This window comes from Actinophytocola sp. (assembly GCF_050699935.1).
Classification (GTDB): Bacteria; Actinomycetota; Actinomycetes; order Mycobacteriales; family Pseudonocardiaceae; genus Actinophytocola.
Genome location: NZ_JBOHGB010000024.1, coordinates 38,803 through 64,624, shown reverse-complemented (window position 1 = coordinate 64,624; position 25,822 = coordinate 38,803). Strand labels below are relative to the sequence as shown.

The following is a 25,822-nucleotide window of genomic DNA, read 5'->3' as shown; positions in this document are numbered from 1 at the left end:
GGGTCGCGCCGGCCGCCCGCACCCGCCGGGCGGCCGCCGGCAGGTCACGCCGCTGACCCGCGCGGCTACGTGTCGTTCCCGCGGGCCAGCCGGTCGTACACGCTGTCGCCGTCCGACGACGGCCGGGCACGCTCCGCGTCGAGCGCGGGCATGACGATCTGCTCACCCACCAACGACTCGAGCTCGCCGGCGCTGTGGTGATCCAGCGACCGCCCGGTGTCGATCAGCCATTTGATCAGGCGTACCGAGCGCGCCGGCCGGGCGGCCAGGTCCTTCGCCATGACCAGCGCGCGATCGAGCTCGGTGTCCGCCGGTACGCACTCGTTGACCAGTCCGATGCGCCAGGCCTCCCGGCCGTCGACCAGTTCACCGAACAGGTGCAGCTCCTTGGCCTTGGACGGCCCGACCAGACGCGTGGTGCGCTGCGTACCGCCGACGAACGCGATGCCGCCGAACTTGACCTCGGGCATGCCGATCAGCGCTGCCTCGGAGATGACCCGCAGGTCGCAGGCGAGGGCAAGCTCGCAGCCGCCCCCGACCGCCATGCCGTTGATCGCGGCGATCGTCACGTACTCCGCGCTCTCGATCCGGTCGAACAGTCGCTTGATCTCGCGCAGCCACCTGTCCGGCTTGCCCCCTTCGGTCAGGTCGCCGCCGCTGCAGAAGTACTTGCCCGCACCGGTGACCACGAGTGCCCGCAGCTCGCCGTGGGACTCGTGCTCGTCGAGGATGCGATTGAGGTCGGCCACCGCGTCGGTGTCGAACGCGTTCGCGCGCTCCGGCCGGTTCAGCCGGACGAGCCGAACCGACGACTCACCGCCGACCCACTCCGCGCTGATCATCCCCATCATGACTCCTCCCTGTGCCGGACACGCGGCTGAGCAACGCCGGGACGTGGCGTGCCCAGCCCGCGACGCCTCGTGGAGCGCTCGTGATGAAGATCATCACCAGGACGCCGTACACGATCAAAGCCAGCTGCGGCCCGTTCTCCCGGATGCCATCGAGGCCGGTCATGCCCGCGACGGCAGCCGGCAGGTACTGCGGCAGAAAGGTCACGAAGAACGCGCCGAACAGGGCTCCCGGGATCGAGTCCAGCCCGCCGATCAGGATCATGACGATGTAGGACACCGCCAGGGCGAAGGTGAACTGGTCGGTCGTCACGGACCCGATCATGTGCGCGGTCAGCGAACCCTGGACGGCGATGAGCATCGACGTCACCACGAAGATCGACAGGCGGTACCGGGAGACCGGGATGCCCATGGCGGGCGCGGCCCCCTCGTGGTCGCGGATGAGCCGCAACGCCCGCCCCGACTTGCCGTACATCAACGCGGCGCAGAGCAGGCAGACCAGGACGACGACGCCGAACAGCGTCCACGTCCAGGCACGCAGGCCCGGCAGGTAGCCGAGATCCTGGTAGAACACCGGCATGATGAACCCGTCCCGGGACACCCGCTGCTGGTACTGCTGGGCGAGGAACAGCACGATGAACTGCGCCGCGAGCGTGGCGAGGGCGAAGTAGAGGCCGCGGATCCGGGACGCGGGCAGCCCGACGACGAACCCCACCACGGCACCGACCAGCATCGCGAATCCCAGCTCGGCCACGAAGCCGAACCCGGCACGGTTGGCGATCACCGACGAGAACGCGCCCACCGCCAGGAACGCCGCGTTGCCCACCGACACCTGACCGGTGGTGCCCATGAGCACGTTCAACGCGACCGCGCCGATGCAGGCGAGCAGTGCGGTGTTGAAGACGAAGACGTACAGCGACGACCTGTCGAGCAGCGTCGCGTCCACACAGGCCAGTCCAATGAGGACCAGTAGCCAGGCGGTCGGCGGCACGGTCCGCAGCAGGCGCGCGCCGCGCGGCAGCCCGCCGCGTCGGGCCGGGGTGGTGTCCTCGCTGACCGCCGACGCGGTGTCCTCGGTGACGTCGGACCGCGGTGTGGTCATAGCCGGTTCGCCTCTCTGCTGCCGAAGAGCCCGTTCGGGATGAGCAGCAGCACCACCAGCAGCAACACGTAGGTCACGACCGTGACGAACTGACCGCCGAGATAGGTGGAGATCAGCGACTGCATGATCCCGATGGCGACCCCGCCGACGACCGCGCCCTCGATGCTGTCGAGTCCGCCCAGCAGGATCACCGGGAAGGCGAACAGCGCCAGGTCGATGATCGAGGAGTTCACCGAGTTGATCGAGCCGTAGGTGATCCCGGCGACCGCGGCGAGCGCGCCGGCCGCGGCCCACGCGCCGACGTACACGTGATGCACCCGGATTCCGGTCTGGCTGGCCAGGATCGCGTCCTGTCCGGCCGCCCGCAGCTGGGCGCCGACCTTCGTCCGCCGGATGAACATCGCGATGGCGATCGCGATCGCGATGCTCACGACGGCCACGGTGATCGTCGCCCGCGGTATCCGTGAGCCGAACAGGCCGAAGCTGCCTTCCGGAATCCACGGCACGGAGAGCTGGTACGGCGTCGACCCGAAGATCAGGAAGATCAACCCGTCGAGCGCCGCGGCCAGCCCCAGGGTCGCGATCACGCTGACGAAGTGCGGAAGGCCGATCACCCGTCGCAGCACGACCAGGTAGAAGACGACGGCGAGGAGCGCGACCGTGGCGACGCTGAACGGCACGATGACCAGCAGCGGCAGCTGGGAGTCCGCCTGGATCTTCCCGACGATCAACGCGCCGATCAGCATGAACTGCCCGTGCGCGAAGTTCAGCGTCTGCGTCGACCGGAAGGCGATCACCAGGCCGAGCGAGATCAGCGCGAAGACGCCACCCGTGGCGAACCCGGCCACGATCGCGACCGTGAACGGACCCATGTCAGTGCTCCTCTCGCGCGGCGACGCCGGACAGCACGTCCTGAAAACGTGACGAGCCCAGCACCTCACGCGTCGGGCCGTGCATGTACACGGTGCCGGCGACCAGCACCAGCACCTCGTCGGCGAGCCGTTCGACCACGTCCATGTGGTGCTCGACCAGCAGGACCGACGCGCGGGAGCGCCGCTGGCGCTCGAGCAGGATCTCGACCAGCCGCTCCTGCTCGGTGGCGTCCAGTCCGGACGACGGCTCGTCCAGCATCAGGCAGCTCGGGTCGCCGATCGCGGCGCGGGCGTAGTCGCAGAGCTTCCGGGGGCCGTACGGCAGGTTGATCACCGGTTCGTCGGCGACCTCCGCGAGTCCCATCTCGTCGAGCAGGTCCCGTGCCTCGGCCCGCATCCGGCGCTCCTCGCGGATGCTGCGCCACGGCCGGACGATCTGGTCCCACACGGAGTAGCGCAGCGACAGGTGGGCACCACCCAGCACGTTGTCGATCAGGGAGTGGTCGTCGACGAGCCGTGGATCCTGGAACGCGCGGGCGAAGCCGCGCGCGGCCAGCTTGGCCGAGCGCACCTGCCCGAGGTCCACGCCGTCGTACCGCACCGTGCCGGTGACCTGCCGCGCCGGGATGAACGCCCCGACGGCGTTGAGCAACGTCGTCTTGCCCGCGCCGTTGGGTCCGACGATGGCGGTGATCCGGTTCTTCGTCAGGCCGCACGTGACGTGTTCGAGCGCGTGCTTCCCTCCGAAGTGGACGGACAGGTCCGTCAGGTCGACGATCGACGCGCCGCCGTCGTCCGGCGGCTTGGCCGATGCCGGGATGTCAGGTGACGCCGGGATGTCAGTAGACATAGTGCCGGGCCATCTCCGCGCCGGCGGCGCGCATGTCGGCGGTCTCACCTTCGCGCACGATGCGCCCGGACCGGATCAGGTAGAAGCGGTCGGCGAGTGCCGAGCACAGTGCCATGCTCTCGTCGACCAGGAGCATGGCCCGACCCTCGCGCACCACGGCCCGGACGGCGTCGTAGAGCACCTGGTGCATGCTGGGATGCAGGCCCAGCGTCATCTCGTCGATGATCAGCATGGACGGCTGGCGGATCAGGGCCCGGCCGATCGCCAGCATCTGCTGCTCGCCGCCGGAGAGCCGGCCGGCCAGCTCGCGGTGCCGGCCGGCGATCCTCGGGAACAGCGTGAACACCTCGTCGAGCCGTTCGCGGTACTGCCGTCCTTTGTGGATGACCCCCATGGGCAGGAGGTTCTCCCGGACGGTCAGGTGTCCGAAGACCTTGCGTCGCTCCGGCACCACCGCGACGCCCGCGCGGGCGAAGGCGTGCGGTTCGGCGCCGGTCATGTCCCGGCCCTGCCAGCTCACCCTGCCGGTCGGGATCCGCACGTGCTCGCTGCGCAGGAACCCGCTCGCGGCGCGCACGGTCGTGGTCTTGCCGGCCCCGTTCGGGCCGAGGAGGGCGACGACCGTCCCCGGCCCGACCTCGAGCGTCACGTCGGCGATACCAAGGGCCCCGTTGCGGTAGACGACCTGCACCTGCTCCAGGCTCAGCATCGGCTTGTCCTCCCGTGGAGAGTCGGTGGCACGACGCGGTCCGATCAGCTCACCGAGACCGGCTCACCGCTGGGGACCAGCTGCTTGGTCGCCGGGTCGTACTTGACGAACTGCACGTTCTCGGCGGCGAGATGGTCACCGGTGACGTCGACCGGACCGTAGGAGGAGCCGTCCTCCGGGGTGAACGATCCGATGCCGTCGATCGCCTCGATCATCTTCTCCGGCGGGCAGTCGGCGCCGCACTCGGCGATGGCCCGGGCGGCGATCGACGCGACGACGTATGCCTGGACGTAGAAGGTGTTGGTCGCGAACTCCTCCTGGCCCGTCTCCTTCGCGGCGGCGAGCAGCTCGGCACTGGCCGGCGGCGCGAGCGTCGCCGATGCCGAGTAGCCGATCATCGGGCCGGTGTAGCCGGCGCCGATGATGGCCTTGGCGATGACCGGCGTCACCGCGGGGGTGGTCGCCAGGATGACACCGTCCGGCCGGAACGACTCGATCGTCGCGGCACCACTGTCGAAGTTGGACACCTGGGCGTCGGCGTGCTCGACGGTGACGGTGAATTCCTTCTCCTTCCCGGCCGCGGTGACCAGGTCGGCGATCTCCTTGGGCGATGCGCCGGTGTCCACCGGGACGACGGCGATCCGCTTGCCGGACAGGCTGCCGCCGAGCTTCTGCTCCAGGTACCGCAGCATGATGTCGACCTCGTCCGGGGTCGTGGTGCGGATGGAGTAGAACCACGGCTTGGGCTCCGGCCGGATCAGCGAGTCGGCGATCGTGGTCGTGATGTACGGGACCTTCGCGGAGTCCAGGATCGGTGCGGCCGCCGCCAGCGCGAGGCCGTTCTGGTGGCCGATCAGCAGGTTCGCGTTCTCCGAGACGACCTGACGGAACGCGGCCTGGGTGCCCGCGGCGGTGCTCTTGTCGTCGATGGTCTCGATGGTGACGTCCTTGCCGGTCACCTCCTTGCCGTGGGTGGCGAAGTAGGTCTTGAACCCGGCGATGACGGCCGTGCCGATGTCGGCGTTCGCGCCGGTGAGCGGGGAGACCGTGTGGAGCGTGTAGGTTGACCCGTCACCGGTGCCGCCGGCGTCCGAGCCGGATCCGCACGACGCGAGCGTGATGACGGCCGCGCTCGTCAACACCATGGTCTTGAGTCGGTAGCGTGCGACGCGCATTGTTGCTCCTTCGCGAGGGTGACGAACAGACGGCGAACCGTGGTGTGTCACGGGTTGGGCTTGCTTGCCCGGACGCGCTCCCGCGTCCCGCTCGGCGTGTACCCGACGCCCGCGTCCCAGACACGAGCGTCGTTCTTTGTCAGCTTGTGCCGCATGACGTCGCCCTTCGCGGTACGGGGCAACGCCTCGACGACCTGGTAGAAACGGGGAACCTTGAAGTAGGCGAGGCGGGTGCGCACGTAGGCGTGCAGCTCGTCGAGGTCGAGCTCCTGGCCCGGCACCGGCTCCAGGAACGCCATGACGTCCTGCTCACCCAGCTCGCCGTCGATGCCGACGACGGCCGCCTCCGCCACGCCGGGGAAGTCGCGCACAACGCCCTCGACCTCGATCGCGGACAGGTTCTCGCCCCGGCGCCGGATCCAGAAGGCGTCCCGGCCGACGAACCGGAGCTCACCGTCCGGCTCGATCTTGGCGCGGTCACCGGTGTGGATCCACAGGTCGCGCCACGCGGCGACGGTCCGGCCGGCATCGGAGCGGTAGCCCTTCGCGATGAGCCCGGGATACCGCGGCCGCACGTGGATCTCGCCCACCACACCCGGTTCACAGGGCCACCCGTCCTCGTCGGCGACCTTCACCTCGTAGTCGTCCGACGGGCGCATCCCGAGGTTTGGCTCGGATCCCAGTTGGACGTCGAACGCGACGAGCGCGCCGGCCTCGGTGAGCCCGTAGATGTTGACCGACGAGAGACCGAACCGCTCGTGGTAGGCGATGCGGTTGGCGATCGAGCGCGGCGTGCCGTCGGTGACGGCGTTGATCGACATCCGAATCCGGTTGTCGGCATCGGACTTCCGCGGCGGCTGGGCCAGGATCGCACTGATCATGGGGGTCAGCGGGTCGACGATGGTGGCGCCGACCCGGCGGGCGTCCGAGATCCACCGCGAGGCACTGAACCAGCGGCGCATGGCGATCGTGCACCGCACGGTCACGCCGGCGACCAGCACGTGCAGGGACTGCCAGGCGTGGTACATCTGCAGGACGGAGTAGATGACGTCGGACTCGGCCAGCTCGATGGCGTCCATCGCGCGCTGCGTACTCGCCACCGACCAGGACGCGGGCAGCTCGATCGCCTTGGGCCGCCCGGTCGTCGCACCCGAGAAGATGATCCACGCGGTATCCGAGCCGCGGACGTGCTCGTGCGCCTCGAGCGGGGCCACGGAGTCGGCGCCGGGTGCCACGACCGTCTCGATGCGCGCGGTGCGCACGCCGAGCTCGTCGTCCACCCGCCCGGCGTGCGCCGCGAACTCCTCCGATGCCAGCAGCATGGCCGGTCCCAGGTGCCGCACGTGCTCGAGGACCTCGCTGTCGGTCAGCGCGACGTTCAGCGGCGCCCACACCGCACCCGACGCGAGGCAGGCGAAGAACAGCACGACGTAGTCGAGGGAGTTGTAGCCGGCCGTCACGACGACGTCGCCGCGACCGATGCCGGCCGCGCGCAGTCGCGCCGCGCCGAGCGACGACCGGCGGCGCAACTCGCCGAAGGTCAGCGTCGCCCCTTCGAAGTCGATCGCCACCTTGTCGGGCCGCTCGGCGGCCGCCGCCTCGAGCCGACAGCTGACACAGGTTCCGTAGAGCTCACGATTCACCGGAGACACCTGCCCTGATCACCCGACCTCGCCATGCCATGACTGACGATCGTTCGGTAGGTTACGTCGGATCGACGACGGGATCAAGTGCAGATCACACGGTGATCGCGCGAGTCCGAACCGTTATGGGCGCGAGGACTCCACTCGCGACCAACCGGTCGATCTCCCCACGGGCGAACCCGATCCGTTCGAGGACGTCGCGCGCCGAGGTCTCGTCGGGGTTCCCGACCGGGCGCAGCGGCAGCGGCCCCGCCCCGTCGAAGGAGAACTCGACGAGGCCGCCGATCTGGGTCACCCGCCCCATCGCCGGTTCGTCGATCTCGACGAACAGGTCGGGTCGCCAGGCGACCGTGTCCGGCAGGCGACGCACCTCGGTGACGGCGCCGACCCCGGCGTCCGACAGCGTCGCGAGAACCTCCGCGACCGTCCGGGCGGCGATCGACTCCGGCAGGGCGGTCTCCGGGCCCAGCGCCGAGCGGACCCGGGCCTGCCCCTCGCCGTCCCGCACGGCCAGACACACCCAGCCGTCGCGTGCCGGGTACAGCCCGCGGAACGGCCCGTACCCGCTCCGGTCGGCGTCCAGCGCTGGCTCACCCGGGATCGGTGGCGACACGAGGCCGCGCGCGTTGAGCAGGCCCGCGAAGCTCAGCAGGCCCAGCTCGGTGGCCGACCCGCCCCTCGCCCCGAGCAGCGCCGACAACGCCGCCGCGGCGCCGAACCAGCCGCTCGCGCTGTCCAGCACGCCGCCGACGTAGCCGACCGGTTCGCCCCCGCCCTGCGCCATCGACGCACCGATCAGTGACTGGGCCGCCGCGTCGATCGCGACGTTGCCGCCGAACGGACCGGTGTCGCCGAGCCCGGACATCCGTACCACGGTGAGGCCGGGGTTGAGCGCGAGCAGCTGCCCGGGCTCGATCCCCAGCGCGGCCAGCACGCGTGGCGTCTGGTTCAGCACGCAAACGTCGGCCCAGCGCACCAGACGTTCCAGTACCGCGGGCCCGTCACCGGCACGCAGGTCGACCGAGACCGCGGACTTGTTGCGGTTGGCGAGGCTGAACCCGAGACCGATCGACCGAACCGAGTCACCACCGGGCGGTTCGACCTTGACCACGTCGGCGCCGAGGTCGCCGAGGATGCGCGCGCACGTCGGCGCCGCGACCGAGCTGGCCAGGTCGAGGACGCGGAGCCCGCACAGCGGGCGCGGTCCGTCCCGCAGGTGCGCGCCCGCGGCCGGTCCGTCCGATGTGGACGGTTCAGCGGTCGTTCGGTTCAGGAACCCGGTGACCACGGTACGTTCCACGTCGCCGTCCACTCGTCGCTCCGTCATCCCTTGCGCCGCACAGTGTTCGCTGTCCAGGAACTCGCGATAGGTGAGTGCGGGCGTGGCGATGATGCCGATCCGCGCGCACGCCGACACCACCTCGTCCACCGGACGTGCCGCGACCCAGGCGCCGATCGACCGCGCGACCTCCTCGCCGACCTCCTGGTCGAGCACCACGAGCGGGGCGTCCACGAGAGCCGGGTGCGCCAGCAGGTCCGCCCGTCCGACGAGGTCGAGCAGGCGTGACCAGTGGCTCGGGAACAGCGCGCCGACGAGCACCCAGCCGTCGCCGGCCCGGTGGAAGCGGATCGCCGGGGTCAGCGCGATGGAGAGCCGGTCGCGGTACCTCGGTGTGTCCGGCGCCGGCTCCCGCGCTCCGGCGACCGGGGTGGTGAACGCGCCGGACACCGCCTCGCAGGCGAGTGCGCCCGCCTCGTAGCTCGTCCGGCTGATGAACGGGCCGCCGCCGAGGACCCGTCGCCGCAGCAGGCCGGCCAGGGCGCCGGTGACCGCGATGAGTGCCGCGCCGTAGGCCCCGACCGGTTCGGTCGTGCAATGTGGACCGGGCCGGGACCCGAACTGCGACCAGTACAGCCCGCTCGCCGCCTCGGCCAGCATCGAGTCCCGCGGACCGCCGGTGAACTCGGTCTGCAGCTCGCTGGTGATGGCGGTGACCACCGCGCCGCCGGGTGGCGGCTCGTCGCGCCACGCCAGCAGCTCGGCGGGTGCGGTCGGACCGACCAGGACCACGTCCGCCCCGCTCGCGAGCCGCCGGGCCTCGGCGACGACGGCATCCGGTGCCACGTCCGGAGTCGTGACCAGCGATCGCTCGCGCAGGGTCCAGTGCGGGGACACCGAGGCCGCGGGGCCGTCCAGAACGGTCACCCGTGCGCCGAGGTAGCCGAATATCTGACCGGCGACGCGGGTGGCCGCGTCCCCGCCGAGCTGGAGTACCCGGATCGTGTCGTCCGCGCCGCGCGTCATGGCTCAGCCCCGGGCGAGGACGGCCAGGGCGCCGTCCCCGAAGTCGCCGTATCCGGTCACGATGCCGGTCCGCGTGCGGTCGAGGGGGATCGCCGCCTCGCCCCGGATCTGCCGCACGGCCTCGATGACATGGTTCATCCCCATGACGTGCGCCTGGGACAGCAGCCCGCCGTGGGTGTTGACCGGCAGGCGCCCGCCGGCGTCGATCCCGGCCTCGCGGACGAACGCGGGCGACTCGCCTCGCGCGCAGAACCCGAGCTCCTCCAGCTGCCGCAGCACGACGTAGGTGAAGCAGTCGTAGAGCTGGGCGAAGTCGACGTCGTCCGGTCCCCGTCCCGCCTCCTCGAACGCCGCCTCGGCCGCGCGCGTCAGCCCGATCTCGATCAGGTCGGGCCGCCCGGCGACGTCGTCGGGTGAGGCCGGGTGTCCTTCGCGGACGCCGGCGATCCGCACCGCGGGCCGTCCCGCCGATCCCGGCGCACCCTCGGCGGAGATCACCACGGCGGCGGCGCCGTCGCTCTCCAGGCTGCAGTCGAGCAGCCGGAACGGTTCGCAGATCCAGGGGGAGTCCAGGTAGCCGGACCGGGTGAGCGGCTTGGCCCGCATGAGCGCGTCCGGGTTGTGCGCGGCGTGTGCCCGGGCGGCGAGCGCGACCGGGGCGAACGCGCCGTCCTCGATCCCGTAGTCGTGCCGCCAGGCGGTGGCCTGCAACGCGTAGTACTGCATCGGGACGATGAGACCGTACGGCTGCTCCAGGTCGCGCCGTAACTCGGGGAACGGCAGCAGCGCGGCGACGCGGTCGGCCACGGCCGGGTCGCCGCTGCCCAGCCTGTTGCCCGAGTAGCCGAGGCGGGCGGTGGCGACCACGACGTGTCGCGCGGTACCGGCGACGATCGCCGCACGCGCCTGTGCCAGGGCCGCCACCGCGGACGCGCCGCCGAGCTCGACGCGTCCCGTCCATCCCACCTCGCCCATGCCCAGTCCCGCGGTCAGGTCCTCGACCTTGCCGAGTCCACCGGCGAGGATGACGCCGTCGATCGCCGACGCCGCCAGTCCCGCGTCGGTGCGGGCGTGGTGGACGGCCTCGACGAGCAGCGTGGCGGCGGTACGGGTGGTCCCGCGTACGTAGTCGGTCTGACCGACGCCGACTATCTCCATGACTCGACCGGCCAGGCCTCGGGCGGCTGGCGGCGCGTGGCGCCGGAGCTGTCGATCATCGGTCCCCTATCGATCGTTCATTAGATTGAAGGCGAACGGGCCTCGACCTGTCAACGGCGAGGCGACGCCTTGCCGATCGCGCACCCGAGCAGGTAGCCTACCGAACGTTCGGCAGGCTCTGGGTCGCCGTGTTCCCGAAGGGATCTGCGCATGAAGGTCGGAGTGCAACTTCCACTCCACGTCGAGACAGCTGACGGGCCGGCCATCCGGCGCTTCATCACGGAGGTCGAGGAGCTGGGATACGACTCCGTATGGCTCGGCGACCATGTCGTCCTGCCGGAGACGATCAAGGACGCGTCCTCGTACCCGTACCTGTGGCGCTTCGACGCGTCGATCGACGAGCTGTTCCCCCGCAAGTCCTTCATCGAGGCGGCGAGTACCGCGGCCTACATCGCCGGCGTGTCGGAACGTCTCGAGATCGGTGTCGGCGTGTTCGTGGCGCCGATGCGCGAGCCGGTGCTGCTCGCGAAGCAGCTCGCCACGATCGACGTGCTGTCGCGGGGCCGGCTCATCGCCGGGCTCGGCACGGGCTGGCTGCGTGAGGAGTTCGACAGCCTCGGTGCGAACTATGCCGAGCGGGGAGCCAGGCTCGACGAGTACGTCGAGATCATGCGCACGCTCTGGCGCGACGAGCAGCCGGTGTCGTTCGACGGGAAGTTCCGCTCCTTCGAGCCGCTGTTCTGCGAGCCCACGCCCGTGCGGAAGACCGGCGTGCCGCTCTGGGTCGGCGGCCACACCCCGCGTGCCCTCAAGCGGTGCGCGCGCTTCGGCGACGGGTGGCAGGCGATCGAGCTCGCGCCCGACGAGTTCGGTCGGCACGCGTCCACATTGGACCATCATATCGAGGCGCAGGGCAGGGCCGGCTCCGATGTGGTCAAGAGCGTCGCGACCCGCCTGTCCCTGTCTCCCGGTGCGGACGTCGCGGCGGCCGCGCGGACGGTGGCCGACTACGCGGCGAACGGGTGCGACCATCTCGTCGTGTACACGACGCCGTCGCGGTCCATCGAGGAGAACCTCGACCGGTTCCGCACGCTCAAGAGCGCGCTCGGCTAGGCGAACATGACGGCCAGAGCGTTGGTTGTCGGGGGTACCGGGCCGAGCGGGAGCATCGTGGTCGATGGTCTGCTCGCCCGGGGCTTCGACGTCACGGTCCTGCACTCCGGGCGGCACGAGGTCGAGTTCGCCCGGCCGGTGGAGCACGTCCACACCGACCCGCACTTCGAGGAGCCGCTGCGCGACGGGCTCGCCGGCCGCGCCTTCGACCTCACGGTGTCGATGTACGGACGGGCCCGGCTCACCGCCGAGATCATGCGGGGCCGGACCGAGCGCTTCATCCACGTCGGCGGCACCTTCTACCGAACCTGGGTCGACGGGCGGCTGCTGACCCGGGACCGGCGGGCCGAGCCGCCGTGGCACCCGGTCCTGGCCGACACGGCGTCGGTCGCCGACGAGACGACGCCCAGCGAGCCCGCCAGCCGGTTCTCCGAGCTCGCCATCCGCACCGAGGACGCCGTGTTGCGGGCGGGGGAGGGCGGCGACTATCGGGCGACGGTGGTCCGCTTCCCGCAGATCTACGGTCCGGGTCAGCCGGCGCCGGTCGAGTGGAGCATCGTCCGCCGCTGGCGCGACGGCCGAACCGCGATCCTCGTCCCGGCCGACGGCATCCTGGCGAGCACCCGGTGCTACAGCCGCAACGCGGCGGAGGTGATCCTCGGCGTGGTCGATCACCCGGCGGAGTCCGCCGGCGAGGTGTTCAACGCGGGCGATGCCGAGGCGCTCACCGTGCGCGGCTGGATCGAGGCGATCGCCGACGCGCTCGGCGCCCGCTTCCGGCTCGTCGGGATTCCCTTCGAGGCCGCCGCGCTGACCTACCCCTACGCGCTGTACCCCTGGCACGGGGTGCATCGCCTGCTCGACATCGGCAAGGCGCGGCGGCTGCTCGGCTACCGACCGGTGCCGGCCGCGACCGGACTGGCCGAAACCGTTCACTGGTACCGAGATCACCCGCTGCGGGACGACTCCGACGAGGCGCGCCGGCTGGGCGACACGTTCGACTACGCCATGGAGGACCGGCTGATCTCGGCACTGGACGCGTTGACTCCGCTGGCCGAGGGGCGCCCGGCCTACGCGCACCCGTACCGGCATCCGGGAAACTCCGTCGGCTGAGGGGAGCTCACATGGCCGGTACCCGAGCGCGGACCCTGAGCGACCTGGTCGACGTCGACTTCCCGCTCTTCGCGTTCAGCCACTGCCGCGACGTCGTCGCCGCGGTCAGCCGGGCGGGCGGGTTCGGCGTACTCGGCGGAGCCGGGTTCACGCCGGAGCAGCTCGAGACCGAGCTGACGTGGCTCGACGGGGCGGTGAACGGGCGACCGTACGGCATCGACATCCTGGTGCCGGAACGGAGCCGGACCGAGCCGGGCCTCGACCTGGCGGGTCTGAGCGACCTGATCGCACCGGAATACCGCGACTTCGTCACCCGGATCCTGCGCGACCACGACGTGCCGCCGCCGGACCGCAGCACGGACTCACGCATGCCGGGCTCGCTGCCCGAGGTCGGCGACGCGTACCTCGAGGTGGCGTTCCGGCACCCGATCGGCCTGGTCGTCAACGCCCTGGGCACCGCGCCGGACTTCATGTTCGAGCGGGCACGGGAACGCGGCATCCCGGTCGCCGCGCTCGTCGGTGCGAAGGAGCACGCGATCAAGCAGGTGCGCGCGGGTGTCGACCTGCTCGTCGCGCAGGGCAGCGAGGCCGGCGGTCACTGCGGCGAGGTGTCCACCATGGTTCTCGTGCCGGAGGTGATCAAGGCGATCGCCCCGATCGCCCCGGTCCCGGTGCTCGCGGCCGGCGGCATCATGACCGGACGGCAGATGGCCGCGGCGATGGCCATGGGCGCGGCCGGTGCGTGGACGGGCTCGGTCTGGCTGGCGACACCCGAGTCCGAGGTCTCCGACTCGTTGCGGCGCAAGCTGATCGACGCCTCGTCGCGCGACACCGTGCGGTCGAGGTACCGGACCGGGAAGTTCAGCCGGCAGCTGCGGTCGGCATGGCACGACATCTGGGAGTCCGACGACAGCCCGGATCCACTGCCGATGCCGCTGATGGGCCTGCTGACGCGGCCGGCGATGGAGGCGATCGACAGGGCGGCGGAGGCGGGGAACCCCAAGGCCCGCGGCCTCCAGACCTACTACGTGGGTCAGGGAGTGGGGCTCGTCGACGGCGTCCGGTCGTGCGCCCGGATCGTGCACGAGTTCATTACCGACTTCGCGGAGGCGGTGCTGGATCTGCGATCCCGGTTGTGACCGGCCGCCTTGACGCGGCGGCCGGCGCCGGCTCAATCTAACGGACGATCGTTCGAAGGTGGGTGTACCGATGGTCGACCTGGTCCCGACGACCCGACTGCTCCCGACGGTCGCCGGCACCGCGATCGAGCCGTTCTGGGCGGCTACGGCGCAGGAGCGCCTGTGCTTCCCCTTCTGCGAATGCTGCGCGGCGGTGCGGTGGCCATTGCGGGGCGCGTGCCCGCACTGCCACCGGCCCACGCCGGTCCGGTGGCAGGACGTGGAGCCCACGGGACGGGTGGTCAGCCACACGCGCGTGCACCGCCGGTTCCACCCGGCGATCCCCGAGGTTCCGTACTGGATCGCGCTGGTCGAGCTCGCGCACGGGATCCGGATCGTGGGCGGGTTCGACGGCGGCGGCGAGCCGCCCCGAGTCGGACAAGCCGTGCGACCCCGGTTCGAGCACCTGCCGACCGCCACCTTGGTCAGCTGGCAGCCGCGCCGACCCGAAGTCGCGCAGGCGGCGGCCGAAGACAGGGAGGTCAACCCGTGATCGTCCGAGGTGTCCATCCACCGGCCGCGCCCCGGGCGCTGCCGACCATCGACGAGCAGCTCCGCGCCACCGTGGCGACCCACGGCGCGAGGGTCGCGTTGCGCGAGGAGGAGCGCGCGGTCACCTGGTCCGAGCTGGACGCCCTGGCCGACCGCATGGCCCGTGCGCTGCTCGCCCATGGCGTCGAGCCGGGCGACCGCGTCGCCGTCTGGATGCCCAACAGCATCGACTGGGTGGTCACGTGGCTGGCGGCCGTTCGCGTGCGCGCGGTCTTCGTCCCGGTCAGCACCCGCCTGACGGTCACCGAGTTCCGGCACGTCGTCTCCGACTGCGACCCGCGCGTGCTGCTGGTGAACGTCGCGCCGTTCGACATCGACCCCGTGCGGTACCTCCGGGCGCTCACCCCGTCCGGCCCGCTGACCGTCGTGGTCCGCGACGGCTCGCCGAGCCTCGACTCCTTCCTCGAACTCGCCGACCGGACCGACGCGGAGACGCTCGCGGCGCGGTCCGCGCGGATCGGCGTCGCCGACCCGGTCCTGATCATCTACACGTCCGGCAGCACCGGGGGTGCCAAGGGGGTCGTGCACGACCACCGGGTGCTGCGGAACGAGGCGGCAATCGCCTGGTATCTCGGCATCACCTCGGCGAGCCGGATCCTCGGGCACATGCCGTTCTTCCACGTCGCCGGCGGGATGAGCGCGGTGCTGCCCGCGATCATCACCGGCGCCGAGGTCGTCCTCATGCCGACCTGGAGCGTCGAGGAGGCGGTCGCCCTGATCCGGGACCGTCGGGTCAGCGTCTTCGGCGGCATCGCCACCCACTACGTCGACCTCCTCGGTCACGTGGCGCCCGAGGACCGGTCGCTGGCGAGCCTGCGGTCCGGGTGGATCGGCGGCGCGCTCAACCCGTCGGAGGTCATGCGCGAGGCGGCCGCGCGGCTCGGCTTCCGTCCACTGCCGGCCTATGGCATGACCGAGACGACCTCGGTGACGACCTACCCGCTGCCCGAGGACCCCGACGAGGTCGTCTACGGGGGTCGGGGTCGTCCCATCTCCGACTTCGAGGTCGCCGTCGGCTCGCTGGAGACGGGCCGGCCGCTGCCGGCGGGCGAACAGGGCGAGATCCTGGTCCGCGGCCACCTCGTGATGCGGGAGTACCACGGCCGTCCGGCCGAGACCGCGCGGGCCATCGACGCCGACGGGTGGTTCCACACCGGTGACGTGGGGCGCCTCGACGAGCAGGGTTACCTGTCGATCACCGGGCGGTCCAAGGAGATGTACGTCGTCGGCGGCAACAACGTCTTCCCGGCCGAGGTGGAGACCGTCCTCACGGCACATCCCGACGTCGTCCAGGTCCACGTCGTCGCCGTGCCCGACGAGCGGTTGGGGGAGGTCGGGTACGCCTACGTCCAGACCCGCGACATCCCGGTCGAGACGGCCGACCTGAGCGCGTTCGCCGCCGAGCGGCTGAGCGGGTACAAGGTCCCGGCGCACCTCGAGCTCGTGAGCCGGTGGCCGTTGAACGGCACCGGCAAGGTGGACAAGCTCGAGCTGCGGGCGCGCGCGATCGCCACCCTGGGGCTCGAGGACGTGGCGGCCCGGCGGCTGCTGCCCAGCGAATCCGGGGTCGACGGGATCCGCGCGTGACCCCCCGGACCGGTGCCGATGGCGACGAGGAGTCGTTGCTGCGCGAGGTCGCGCGTAAGGTGGCGGCGCGATCGCTGCTGGCGCACGTGGGGTCGTGGGAGGAGCAGGGACGGATCTCCCCGGAGGTGCCCGGCGTCCTCGCGGAGGCCGGTCTCCTGGGGCTCGGGTATCCGGTGGCCGTAGGCGGCGAGGGCGGTGGTCTCCGCCTTCGGCTGGCGGTGATGGACGAGTTCCTCAGGCAGGGCGTCCCGTCCGGTGCCTGCGCCGCGATGTTCGGCCGCAGCATCACCGTTCCGCACATGATCGCCGCCGGCGACCCGGCACAGGTGCGGACCTACGTACGCCCGACGCTCGGCGGGCGGCGGATCGGCGCGCTGGCGGTCACCGAACCGGGCGGCGGTTCGGATGTCGCCGGGCTGCGCACGCGCGCCGTCCTCGACGGCGACCACTACCGGGTCACCGGCACCAAGACCTTCATCACCTCCGCGATCCGCGCCGACTACTACGTCACCGCCGTGCGCACCGGTGAGCCCGGCGCGCGGGGCATCTCCCTGCTGGTGATCGACCGCGACTCGCCGGGACTGCGGGTGTCCGCGCCGCTGCGGAAGATGGGATGGCTCTCGTCCGACACGGCCGAGCTGGCGTTCGACGACGTCGCCGTGCCGAGGGCGAACCTGATCGGCGCGGCGGGAACCGGGTTCTCGCAGCTGATGCGGCAGTTCCCGGAGGAGCGGGTGACGCTCGCGGCCCACGCGGTGGGGATCGCCCAGCGATGCCTGGACCTCTGCGGCCCATGGGTCACCGAACGCGTCACGTTCGGCTCGCCGCTGCGCGACCGGCAGGTCATCCGGCACAAGATCGCCGAGATGGCGACGAAGACGGCGGTGGCGCGCGAGTTCCTGAACCAGGTGGCGGGGCGGATCGACGCGGGCGAGCCCGTCAACACCGAGGCGGCGATGGCCAAGAACACGGCCGTGGAGGCCGTGTCGTTCGCCGTCGACCAGGCGGTGCAGATCTTCGGTGGCAGCGGCTACATCCGGGAGTCCGAGGTCGAGCGGCACTATCGGGACGCACGGATCCTCGCGATCGGCGGGGGAACCACCGAGATCCTCCGCGAGCTGATCGCGTCCGACGTGCTGGCAGCGTGGCGAGAGCCACCGCGCTAGGCGCGTTTGCGGCGGGTGGCGGGCTTGCGCTTCTCGCGCCCCGAACCGGCGACCGCCGGCGAGCCGGCCACCTCGGGCAGCTCCAGCGCCCGCAGCATGACGTTGGCGGCGAGCGTGCCGACCTGGTCCGCGACCTCGTCGAGGGTCAGGGAGCCGGTCGGGTCGAACCAGACGTTGACACTGTTGATCATGCTGAGCGTCGAGACGATCAGCAGCCGCGTCTGGGGGGCGGGCAGTCGCCGCGCCGACAACGACCTCAGGTAGTTCTGGATGAGCTGCCGGTACTCCTGCTTGTGGTCGACGATCACCGCCCGGTGCTCGTCGGTGAGCTCACGCTCCTCGCGTTCGGTGACCACGAGCTGCACCCGCTTGTGCCAGGAGCGCACGATGTGGTTGACGAACAGGACCCGCAGCCGTTCAGCCGGGTCCAGCGGGCTGTCGAGGATGGGAGCCTGCACGTCGATGAAGCCCCGGGTCTCGTGGACGGCGATCTCGTAGAGGATCTGCTCCTTCGACGGGAAGTGGTGATAGAGGCTCGCGGTCCGGATGCCGACGTGGTCGGCGACCATACGCATGCCCACGTTCGGATAGCCGTAGTCGTAGAAGAGCCGCGCGGACGTCTCCACGATGACGTCGCGCCTGGCAGTCCCGGCCACGCCTACTCCTTCGGGCCTCGAGGCGCTCTTCGGCCCCGTCGTGTCGATGCGAGACCGTACCCCAGTGTCGGCTGTGAATGGCCATCCTATCGCACCTCTACCGTACGTTCGGTAGGTGAGCTACGATCCCGAGAATGTCGAGGACTGCGGCGAACGACACGGTCAGCGACGAACAGCTGGTCGCGTGGATCGGCGACCTCGCGATCACCTGGGCAGAGCGGAGCGAGCGGGGGACCCTCAACTTCGTCGACGTCGACTGCGTGCGCCGGGCGGCGGCCGCGGTGCGCGACGGCATCACGGTCAGCTGTGCCCGCACGATCAGCCCGAAGGACTCCACGCCCGGGAATCCCATCGCGCACTTCATGCTGTCGTCGGGCGACGACGCACCGGTGGGTGCGATGGGATCGACGACCGACGTGCTGACCGTCGCGTGGCACGGGCGCAGCGTCACCCATCTCGACGCCCTCTCGCACATCGCGTGGGACCGGCGCCTGTACGGAGGTGCCTCGGTTTCGGCGGTGACCGCGCGGCGGGGGGCGACCGTGGGCAGCGTGGAGGCGGCCGCCGACGGCATCGTCGGTCGCGGGGTTCTGTGCGACCTGGCCGGCTACTGCCACGAGCGCGGCGAGCGCCTGCCCCCCGTGGTCCCGCTCGAACTCGTCGAGGCGACGCTGGCCGCGCAGGGTTGCGACCTGCGCGGCGGCGACATCGTCCTCGTGCGGTTCGGCCGGCCGACCGACGCATCGAGGGCGTCCGAGACCGACGCGCCCGGTCTGCACCCGGAGGTGCTGCCGTGGATCCACGAGAACCGGCTGGGCGCGCTCGGGACCGACGAGGTGGCCGACCCGCTGCCTGGCCGCGCCGGACCCATGCCGATGCCGATCCACGCCGTGGGGATCGTCGCGATGGGACTGTGGATCATGGACAACCTCGTGTTGGAACGAGTGGCCGAGCTGTGCCGGGATCGTCGCGAGTGGACGTTCCTGTTCTCGGTCGCACCGCTGCGTATCAGGAACGGGACGGGGTCGCCGATCAACCCCGTCGCCGTGCTGTAGGCAGCCGACAGGACACAATGGACCAAATCCTGGACGAATGGATGTCGAATGGACGAGGCGCACGAGCCCGCGTTCCGCGGCCCGGCGGACGTGAGCCACGACTACGAGCGTGACATCGGCGATCCGGGGGAGTACCCGTTCACCCGGGGACATTCCGGCGCCGCCCGCACGGGAGACGGCTGGGTGCATCGCGAGCTGTCGGGCGAAGGGAGCCCGGCCGAGTCCAACCGCCAGCTGAAGTACCTGATCTCCCAGGGCGCCACCGGCCTCGACGTGATCGGTGACGCGCCGACCGTGGGCCTGATGGATCCCGACCATCCGTACGCGCGCGAGTCCGTGGGCACCCAGGGTGTGTCGATCTGCCGGGTCGGGGACTTCTCGACGCTCTACGACGGGATCCCGCTCGAGGCGGTGTCGGTGTCGCATTCGCTGCCGGCCTGTTTCACCGTCGCGGGCCTGTACCAGGTGGCACGCGACCGCGGCATGGACCCGGCCCTGCTCCGCGGCTCGACCATCAACGCGCCGTTCTTCATGGAGGACTACGCCTACGCCACGCTGCTCCCGTTCGACGCCCGGCTGCGCATGGCACTGGACGCGATCGAGTTCGCCACCGAGCACATGCCTCGCTTTCATCCGTTCGTCGAGGACACCTACTTCATCAGCGACGGCGGCATCGGGCCCGTCGAGGAGATGGCGCTCGGCTTCATCGAGATCCGCGAGGTCGTGCGGCGGCTCATCGAGCGTGGTCTGGATGTCGACCGGTTCGCCCGGCGCATCGCCATCCTCGTCAACTGCCGCATGACGGTGTTCGCCGAGATCGCGAAGATCAGGGCCTCGCGGCGGATCTTCGCCAGGATGATGCGCGAGGAGTTCGGCGCGACCGACCCGCGGTCGTGGCAGGCGCACATCACCGTGCACACGTCCGGTGCCTCCCTGACGGCTCAGCAGCCGGTCAACAACGTCGTGCGGGGCGCGGTACAGGCGTTCGCGCTCGCGCTGGCGGGCGTGAAGGCCATGGAGATCTCGGCGTTCGACGAGGCCTACCGGACGCCGTCGGACGCTGCGCACCTCGTCGCGCTGCGCACGCAGCAGGTCGTCGCGCTCGAGTCCGACGCCCTCTCCTCGATCGACCCGCTCGGCGGCTCGTACTTCGTCGAGTCGTTGACCGACTCGATGGAGGCGCGGATCCTCGAGCGGGTCCGCCACATCGAGGGGCTGGGCTCGGCGTCGGAGCTGTTCGAGAAGGGCTACTTCCGGTCCCTGTTCCAGGAAGCGATGATCGAGACCAACGCCGAGGTCGCGGACGGCGTGCGGCCGGTGGTGGGCGTCAACACGCTGGCGATCCCCGAGGAGGAGGACACCCTCCTCGCGGAGCACACGGCGGCCAAGATCACCCCGAGCTACGACCACACCGCCGAGGTGGCGCGGTGGAAGGCCGGGCGCGACCCGGAGGTGGTCCGCGCCGCCGTCGACGACATCCGGCGCGCCGCCGCGGATCCCGGCGTCAACCTCGTCGGGCCGATCCTGTCGGCGTTCGCCTCGGACGCCACGATCGGTGAGATCACCGGCGCGATCCGGGTGGCCTACGGCATGGCGCCGGACCCGCTCCAGAAGGAAGACCTACATGCTTGAGAAGTCTTCGGCCATCTCGTTCAGACCGAAGGTCGTGATCGGGTGCTTCGGGATGGACCAGCACGAGGCGGGCGCGCTCCTCGCGGCCAAGACGCTCACCGACTCCGGCGCCGAGGTGGTCTATCTCGGACGGTTTCAGCTGGCGGTCCACCTGGCCCGCGTCGCCGAGGCCGAGGATGCCGACGTGATCGGCGTCAGCTGCCACTCGTGGGAGTACTTGCGCTACACCAAGGAACTCCTGGAGCTCGTCGGTGACGTGGACGAGCCGCCCGCGGTCGTGTTGGGCGGTTCGGTCATCACGCCGGCGGACGAGCGGGACCTGCTCGGGCAGGGGGTCGCCGCCGTCGTCGGCGCGGGTGCGCCGAAGGGGGTGATCGTCGAGGCGGTCTGGCAGGCGGCGCGGCACCGGCGCGGGCTGGCCTGACCGGGTTCGGCCCCGTCGCGACGATCCCGGGTGTTGGTCCAGTCCTTTCCGGACGGTCACGGCCGCCCGAGTCCGCGGGCCGCTTGCCACACTACCGGACGATCGTTAGTCTGCGGAGCGAGTACAGCCGTCCGCTCAGGGGCGCACCTCAGGAGGCTCCGATGAAGAAGCGTCTCGCTGCGTTCGCAGCGGCCCTGGTCGTGTTGGGGTCACTCACCGCGTGCGGTGACGATGGCGGCACCGCGGGGAATGGACAGACGATTCCCATCGGGTTCGTCTCGACGCGCAGCGGTCTCTACTCGACGTACGGCATCCCGGTCTACAACTCCAGCAGGCTGGCCGTCGAGCAGCTGAACGATGCCGGCGGCGTCACCGTCAACGGCCAGAAGTACACGTTCACGCTCGAGGAGTGCGAGACCCGCAGCGAGGACACCGGCGCCGCGTCGTGCGCCAACGAGCTCGTGAAGGACAAGGGCGTGAAGATCGTCTTCGGCGGGATCGCGACCGAGGCTCCGGTGATCATGCGGGTCACCGACCCGAGCAAGACGATCTTCTTCTCCGCGGCGGGCGCGGCGGCCGCGTACCTGAAGGAGACCAACTACATGATCGCCACGCTCGGCACGAACGAGTGGCGCGGTGAGGCGGAGATGCTGGGCATCCGCCAGATGTACCCGGACGCCGAGACGGTCGGCATCGTGGGCATCAACGACGCCAGCTGGCAGGGCATCGAGGAGTACCTGGAGGCCGGCGCGGACAAGCACGGGCTGGAGATCGTCGACAAGGCGCTCGTCCAGACCGGGACCACCGACTTCTCCTCGGCCCTCACGAGCCTGAAGTCGGCCAACCCCGACGTGCTGTTCATGTTCTCCTCCGGCGGCGAGGTCACCTCGCAGGTCATCAAGGCCGCCAACGAGCTGGACGTGGCGCCGGTGATGTTCGGGCACGCCGCGTCCTGCGCGGAGGCCAAGGCGGCCGGGATCGAGACGCCGTTCGTCGGCAACACCTTCATCGGCGCCAACATGGAGGCACCGACCGACCCCAAGGTCAAGCAGCTCATCGAGGACTACCAGGAGTTCACGAAGTCCGACGACATCGAGAACGCCTACGCGCTGCTCTGGAACTACGATTACTTCTTCATGCTCGCCGACGCCATCGAGGCGGCCGGGACGACCACGGACACCGACAAGATCATGGACCACCTCCACGACCTGACCTACGAGGGCGTCGAGGGCACGATCACGGTCGACGAGAACAACGGCGGCATCTTCGGCTTCGAGATGTGCGAGCTGGCCAAGGGCGCCTCGAGCGCGATCGAGTACGAGCGTGTCGAGCCGCCGAAGCCATGAGTATCGAGCCACCTCGTGCGGCGATCGTCGGCATCGGTGCGACCGACTTCTCGGCCCGGTCGGGTCGCTCCGAGCTCGAGCTCGCGTGCCAGGCCATCCTGGCCGCGCTCGACGACGCCGGCATCGACCCCGGTGAGGTCGACGGGCTCGTCCGCTTCGGCGCCTCCCAGCGCCGGGCGAGCGAGGGAGCGGTGGCGCACGCGCTCGGCCTCGGCGGGCTGTCCTACTGGTCCGAGGTCGACCTCGGCGGCGGGGCGAGCGCGGCGCTCGTCGGCCACGCCGCGATGGCGGTCGGCACCGGGGCCGCGCGGTGCGTGGTCGGGTATCGCGCGCTGAACGGGCGGTCGGGGGCCCGGCCGGGAACCAGCCAGACCTCCGCCGCGCTCGAGGACATCGACCCGCACTACCGGGACTTCCTCGTGCCGCACGGCCTGACCTCGCCGGTGCAGATGTACGCCCTGATCGCCCGGCGGTACCTGCACCACTACGCGCTGCCGGGCAACGCGCTGGGCGGGGTCGCCCGCAGCTTCCGCCGGCACGCGGACCGCAACCCGAACGCCCAGCTGTACGGCCGCCCGCTGGGACCGGAGGAGTACGACGAGTCCGAGGTGATCTCCAGCCCGCTCCGCAAGCTCGACTGCTGCCTGCAGACCGACGGCGCGGCCGCGTTCGTGGTCGTGCCGGCCGACCGGGCCGGCGACCTCGCGCAGCCGCCGGCGTACGTGCGGGGGTCGGTCCAGGCGTCGATGGCGAACCAGCCCGGGTTCCTGTACTCGTTCGTCGGTGCCGGTGACGTGCTGCGGACGCCGGCCGAGGAGGCCGCCGGCCGGCTCTACGCCCGGGCCGGGCTGACCGCCGGCGACGTCGACGTCGCGCAGCTCTACGACTGCTTCTCGATCACCGCCGTGCTGGCTGCGGAGGCCTACGGGTTCTGCGCCCCGGGCGAGGGCGCGCAACGTGCCGCCGCCGGCATGTTCGACCTCGGCGGCGGCATCCCGGCCAACACCGCCGGCGGCAGCTTCGGTGAGGGCTACATCCACGGTGTCAACCACGTGCTCGAGGGCGTGCGGCAGATCCGAGGCCGGTCGACCTCTCAGGTCCCCGGTGCGGCGACCTGTCTGGTCACGGGCGGGATGCCGGTCCCCACCAGTGCCGTGCTGCTGACGAAGGACGCGGCATGAGTGCGGCGCTCACGCAACCGGCCGCGTTCTGGAAGGCCGCGCGGGAGGGGCGCTTCGTCCTCCCGGCGTGTGGCGGCTGCGGCCGCGTGCGGGCGTTTCCCGTCGTCCGGTGCCACGTCTGCCGCTCCACGGACCAGAACTGGGTCGAGGGCCCGCGAGAGGGCCGGCTGTACAGCTGGACGACGACGTGGCGCGTGCTGCACCCGCGGTTCTCGGCGGTGCCGTTCCGGGTCGGGCTGGTGGAGCTCGACGTCGAGGGGCAGGACGCCGTGCTGTTCGTCTCCGCGATGCCGGCGGAGCCCGCGGACGACGAGCTCGCGGTCGGCCAGCGCGTGGTGCTGGAGTTCACCGGGTTGCCGGACGGGCGCCGCGCCCCGGTGTTCGCGCCGGTGTTCGTGATGGCGGCGGATGGGGGGCGGACGTGCACGTAGCCGCGCACCTGCCCGGCAACCTTCCCGGCGCCGAGTTCCGCCGGGTCGCGCTGGCCGTCGCGGGCCTGGGGCTGCACTCGGTCTGGGTGGGCGATCACGTGGTCGTGCCGGCGTCCATCGCGGAGCCGTCCGGCTACCCGTACGCGATCGGCGAACCACCACCGGCCGACGGGCTGTTCCCGCAGACGTCGTTTCTGGAGGCGGTGTGCACCGCGGCCTTCCTCGCCGCGCTCGGCACCGGGCCTCGGGTGGGGCTGGGGCCGCTGTTCCTCCCGCCGCGCGACCCGGCACTGCTCGTCGCGCAGCTCGCCACCGTCGAGCGGCTCCTCGGGACGCCCCTGATCACGGCCGTCGACCTCGGCTGGCTCCGCGGGGAGTTCGCCGCGCTCGGCGTCGACTTCGAGCACCGGGAGCGCCGGTTCGGCGAGGCGGTCCGCCTGCTGCGCGAGAACCTCGCGACCGAGCTCTGGGTGACCGGGAACGACGAGGCCTCGCTGGACCGGTGCGCCCGCATGGGCGACGGGTGGCACGCGCTCGGCCTGCCGCCACCGGAGTTCCGGGCCCGCAACGAGCGGCTGACCCGCCGTCTGGCGGACCTCGGGCGCGATCCGGCCGCGGTGCCCCGCACGGTGGCGTGCCGGCTGCGGCTCTCCCGGCCCGAGCACGAGGAGTCGACCATGCGGCAGCTGAGGGCGTACGCGGCGGCTGGCTGTGACCTCGTGGTCGTCCTGGCCGCCGTCGGGTCCGACGTAGACGCCGGGCTGGGCCGCCTCCGCAGGGTCGCGAGGCTCGCGGCGCTGGTGCGGGCGCGGTGTGGGGAGCCCGCACGATCCCAGCCGGTCGGGTCGCGATGAACGGCACCGTCGTCCAGGTCTTCGTCAACGGCGTGTCGCTCACGTCGGTCTACGCGCTCGTCGCGGTCGGCATCACGATGGTGTTCGGGCACACCAGGCTGGTCAACTTCGCCCACGGGCAGGTGCTCGTGCTCAGTGCCTACGTCGCCATGGAGCTGGGGGGCGGCGTGGGTCTGCTACCCTTCCTCGGCGCCCTGCTGGTGGCGATGGCGACGGGCGGCGTCGTCAGCCTCGCGATGGAACGCGGTCTGTTCCGGTTCACGCTGAACCGCCCGGTGAACGGGTTCCTCATCTCGATGGGGCTGGTGATCCTGCTCCAGAACGCGATCCAGTCCATCTGGGGCAGCGGCCCGCGCGGGATCGAGCCGGTGTGGAAGGACGTCTTCGACGTCGGCGGCGCCCAGGTCAGCGCCCAGCGGCTCACCGTCGTGGTGCTGGCCGCCGTGCTGATCATCGCGCTCTACCTGCTCCTGAGCCGCAGTTGGACGGGCCTCGCCGTGCGCGCGACGTCCGTCGACCGCGAGGCACTCGCGCTGATGGGCGCGCCGGTCACCCGCATCATCACCGGGACCTTCGTCGTCGGTGGGGTGCTCGCGGGGGCGGCCGGTGCGCTCGTCGCGTCGATCTCGACGGTCACGCCGTTCTACGGCCTGGAGATCATCGTCAAGGGCTTCACGATCGCGCTCGTCGGCGGTCTGGGCAACATCACCGGCTCGCTCGTCGTCGCGGTGGTGTTCGGGCTCGGCGAGGCCGCGGCCCAGACCGCGGGGCTCGGCGCCTGGGTGGACGCGCTCGTGTTCGGCGTCCTCATCGTCATGATGCTCGTGCGGCCGATGGGTCTGTTCCGAGGGGTGGAGGCTGGCGTTGACTGA

Annotated in this window: 24 protein-coding genes; 14 read left to right on the top strand and 10 right to left on the bottom strand. The window is 71.1% G+C overall.

Going from position 1 to position 25,822, the window contains the following annotated elements; translation table 11 throughout:
* Positions 1-65: 65 nt before the first annotated feature.
* The 9 genes from ACRDTB_RS11470 to ACRDTB_RS11430 form a co-directional block, all read right to left on the bottom strand.
* Positions 66-851, bottom strand: coding sequence for an enoyl-CoA hydratase/isomerase family protein (locus ACRDTB_RS11470; RefSeq protein WP_431430069.1), 786 nt, complete (start codon positions 849-851; stop codon positions 66-68).
* On the bottom strand, positions 814-1,950 hold the full coding sequence (locus tag ACRDTB_RS11465) for a branched-chain amino acid ABC transporter permease (protein ID WP_431430068.1): 1,137 nt from the start codon (positions 1,948-1,950) through the stop codon (positions 814-816). Before ACRDTB_RS11465 ends, ACRDTB_RS11470 begins: the two co-directional genes overlap by 38 nt.
* The gene (locus ACRDTB_RS11460; protein ID WP_431430067.1) at positions 1,947-2,822 is read right to left on the bottom strand and encodes a branched-chain amino acid ABC transporter permease; all 876 of its coding nucleotides are present in this window, start codon (positions 2,820-2,822) and stop codon (positions 1,947-1,949) included. The genes ACRDTB_RS11465 and ACRDTB_RS11460 overlap by 4 nt, the downstream gene beginning before the upstream one ends.
* 1 nt (position 2,823) lies before the next feature.
* Positions 2,824-3,672 carry an ABC transporter ATP-binding protein gene (locus ACRDTB_RS11455; protein WP_431430066.1) on the bottom strand — a complete coding sequence of 283 codons (849 nt, stop codon included), beginning with the start codon at positions 3,670-3,672 and terminating at the stop codon, positions 2,824-2,826.
* Positions 3,662-4,381, bottom strand: coding sequence for an ABC transporter ATP-binding protein (locus ACRDTB_RS11450; RefSeq protein WP_431430064.1), 720 nt, complete (start codon positions 4,379-4,381; stop codon positions 3,662-3,664). The genes ACRDTB_RS11455 and ACRDTB_RS11450 overlap by 11 nt, the downstream gene beginning before the upstream one ends.
* Before the next feature lie 44 nt (positions 4,382-4,425).
* A complete protein-coding gene (locus tag ACRDTB_RS11445) occupies positions 4,426-5,556 on the bottom strand; it encodes an ABC transporter substrate-binding protein (protein WP_431430063.1) in 1,131 nt (376 codons plus the stop codon).
* A gap of 47 nt (positions 5,557-5,603) precedes the next feature.
* Positions 5,604-7,199 carry a class I adenylate-forming enzyme family protein gene (locus tag ACRDTB_RS11440; RefSeq protein WP_431430061.1) on the bottom strand — a complete coding sequence of 532 codons (1,596 nt, stop codon included), beginning with the start codon at positions 7,197-7,199 and terminating at the stop codon, positions 5,604-5,606.
* A 94-nt stretch (positions 7,200-7,293) separates the two neighbouring features.
* Complete coding sequence (locus ACRDTB_RS11435) at positions 7,294-9,504, bottom strand: CoA transferase (RefSeq protein WP_431430060.1); 2,211 nt, start codon at positions 9,502-9,504, stop codon at positions 7,294-7,296.
* 3 nt (positions 9,505-9,507) lie between these two features.
* Entirely contained in the window at positions 9,508-10,662 is a 1,155-nt protein-coding gene (locus tag ACRDTB_RS11430; protein ID WP_431430059.1) for a thiolase C-terminal domain-containing protein, read from the bottom strand.
* Positions 10,663-10,872: 210 nt separating this feature from the next.
* On the opposite strand from ACRDTB_RS11430, the gene ACRDTB_RS11425 reads away from it, so the two are divergent.
* The 6 genes from ACRDTB_RS11425 to ACRDTB_RS11400 all read left to right on the top strand — a co-directional run bounded on the left by ACRDTB_RS11425 (position 10,873) and on the right by ACRDTB_RS11400 (position 17,371).
* On the top strand, positions 10,873-11,775 hold the full coding sequence (locus tag ACRDTB_RS11425; protein ID WP_431430058.1) for a TIGR03619 family F420-dependent LLM class oxidoreductase: 903 nt from the start codon (positions 10,873-10,875) through the stop codon (positions 11,773-11,775).
* A gap of 57 nt (positions 11,776-11,832) precedes the next feature.
* Positions 11,833-12,888, top strand: coding sequence for an NAD-dependent epimerase/dehydratase family protein (locus tag ACRDTB_RS11420; RefSeq protein ID WP_431430057.1), 1,056 nt, complete (start codon positions 11,833-11,835; stop codon positions 12,886-12,888).
* Between the two features lie 11 nt (positions 12,889-12,899).
* Positions 12,900-14,027 (top strand): NAD(P)H-dependent flavin oxidoreductase, encoded by a 1,128-nt coding sequence (locus ACRDTB_RS11415; protein ID WP_431430056.1) that lies wholly within the window; start codon positions 12,900-12,902, stop codon positions 14,025-14,027.
* A 70-nt stretch (positions 14,028-14,097) separates the two neighbouring features.
* A complete protein-coding gene (locus tag ACRDTB_RS11410) occupies positions 14,098-14,559 on the top strand; it encodes a Zn-ribbon domain-containing OB-fold protein (protein WP_431430055.1) in 462 nt (153 codons plus the stop codon).
* Entirely contained in the window at positions 14,556-16,205 is a 1,650-nt protein-coding gene (locus tag ACRDTB_RS11405; protein ID WP_431430053.1) for a class I adenylate-forming enzyme family protein, read from the top strand. The genes ACRDTB_RS11410 and ACRDTB_RS11405 overlap by 4 nt, the downstream gene beginning before the upstream one ends.
* The gene (locus ACRDTB_RS11400; RefSeq protein ID WP_431430052.1) at positions 16,202-17,371 is read left to right on the top strand and encodes an acyl-CoA dehydrogenase family protein; all 1,170 of its coding nucleotides are present in this window, start codon (positions 16,202-16,204) and stop codon (positions 17,369-17,371) included. The genes ACRDTB_RS11405 and ACRDTB_RS11400 overlap by 4 nt, the downstream gene beginning before the upstream one ends.
* Here the strand turns inward: ACRDTB_RS11400 and ACRDTB_RS11395 are convergent.
* The gene (locus ACRDTB_RS11395; RefSeq protein WP_431430051.1) at positions 17,368-18,027 is read right to left on the bottom strand and encodes a TetR/AcrR family transcriptional regulator; all 660 of its coding nucleotides are present in this window, start codon (positions 18,025-18,027) and stop codon (positions 17,368-17,370) included. The genes ACRDTB_RS11400 and ACRDTB_RS11395 overlap by 4 nt on opposite strands.
* A 134-nt stretch (positions 18,028-18,161) precedes the next feature.
* On the opposite strand from ACRDTB_RS11395, the gene ACRDTB_RS11390 reads away from it, so the two are divergent.
* From ACRDTB_RS11390 to ACRDTB_RS11355, 8 genes are all read left to right on the top strand, one after another.
* Positions 18,162-19,082, top strand: coding sequence for a cyclase family protein (locus ACRDTB_RS11390; protein ID WP_431430050.1), 921 nt, complete (start codon positions 18,162-18,164; stop codon positions 19,080-19,082).
* Positions 19,083-19,130: 48 nt separating this feature from the next.
* Complete coding sequence (locus ACRDTB_RS11385; RefSeq protein ID WP_431430049.1) at positions 19,131-20,714, top strand: methylmalonyl-CoA mutase family protein; 1,584 nt, start codon at positions 19,131-19,133, stop codon at positions 20,712-20,714.
* Complete coding sequence (locus ACRDTB_RS11380; RefSeq protein ID WP_431430048.1) at positions 20,707-21,138, top strand: cobalamin B12-binding domain-containing protein; 432 nt, start codon at positions 20,707-20,709, stop codon at positions 21,136-21,138. Before ACRDTB_RS11385 ends, ACRDTB_RS11380 begins: the two co-directional genes overlap by 8 nt.
* Positions 21,139-21,299: 161 nt before the next feature.
* On the top strand, positions 21,300-22,484 hold the full coding sequence (locus ACRDTB_RS11375) for an ABC transporter substrate-binding protein (RefSeq protein ID WP_431430047.1): 1,185 nt from the start codon (positions 21,300-21,302) through the stop codon (positions 22,482-22,484).
* Positions 22,481-23,665, top strand: a complete 1,185-nt coding sequence (locus ACRDTB_RS11370; RefSeq protein ID WP_431430046.1) for a thiolase C-terminal domain-containing protein — start codon at positions 22,481-22,483, stop codon at positions 23,663-23,665. The genes ACRDTB_RS11375 and ACRDTB_RS11370 overlap by 4 nt, the downstream gene beginning before the upstream one ends.
* Positions 23,662-24,096 (top strand): Zn-ribbon domain-containing OB-fold protein, encoded by a 435-nt coding sequence (locus tag ACRDTB_RS11365; protein WP_431430045.1) that lies wholly within the window; start codon positions 23,662-23,664, stop codon positions 24,094-24,096. The genes ACRDTB_RS11370 and ACRDTB_RS11365 overlap by 4 nt, the downstream gene beginning before the upstream one ends.
* Positions 24,087-24,950, top strand: a complete 864-nt coding sequence (locus ACRDTB_RS11360; RefSeq protein ID WP_431430044.1) for an LLM class flavin-dependent oxidoreductase — start codon at positions 24,087-24,089, stop codon at positions 24,948-24,950. The genes ACRDTB_RS11365 and ACRDTB_RS11360 overlap by 10 nt, the downstream gene beginning before the upstream one ends.
* The gene (locus tag ACRDTB_RS11355; RefSeq protein WP_431430043.1) at positions 24,947-25,822 is read left to right on the top strand and encodes a branched-chain amino acid ABC transporter permease; all 876 of its coding nucleotides are present in this window, start codon (positions 24,947-24,949) and stop codon (positions 25,820-25,822) included. Before ACRDTB_RS11360 ends, ACRDTB_RS11355 begins: the two co-directional genes overlap by 4 nt.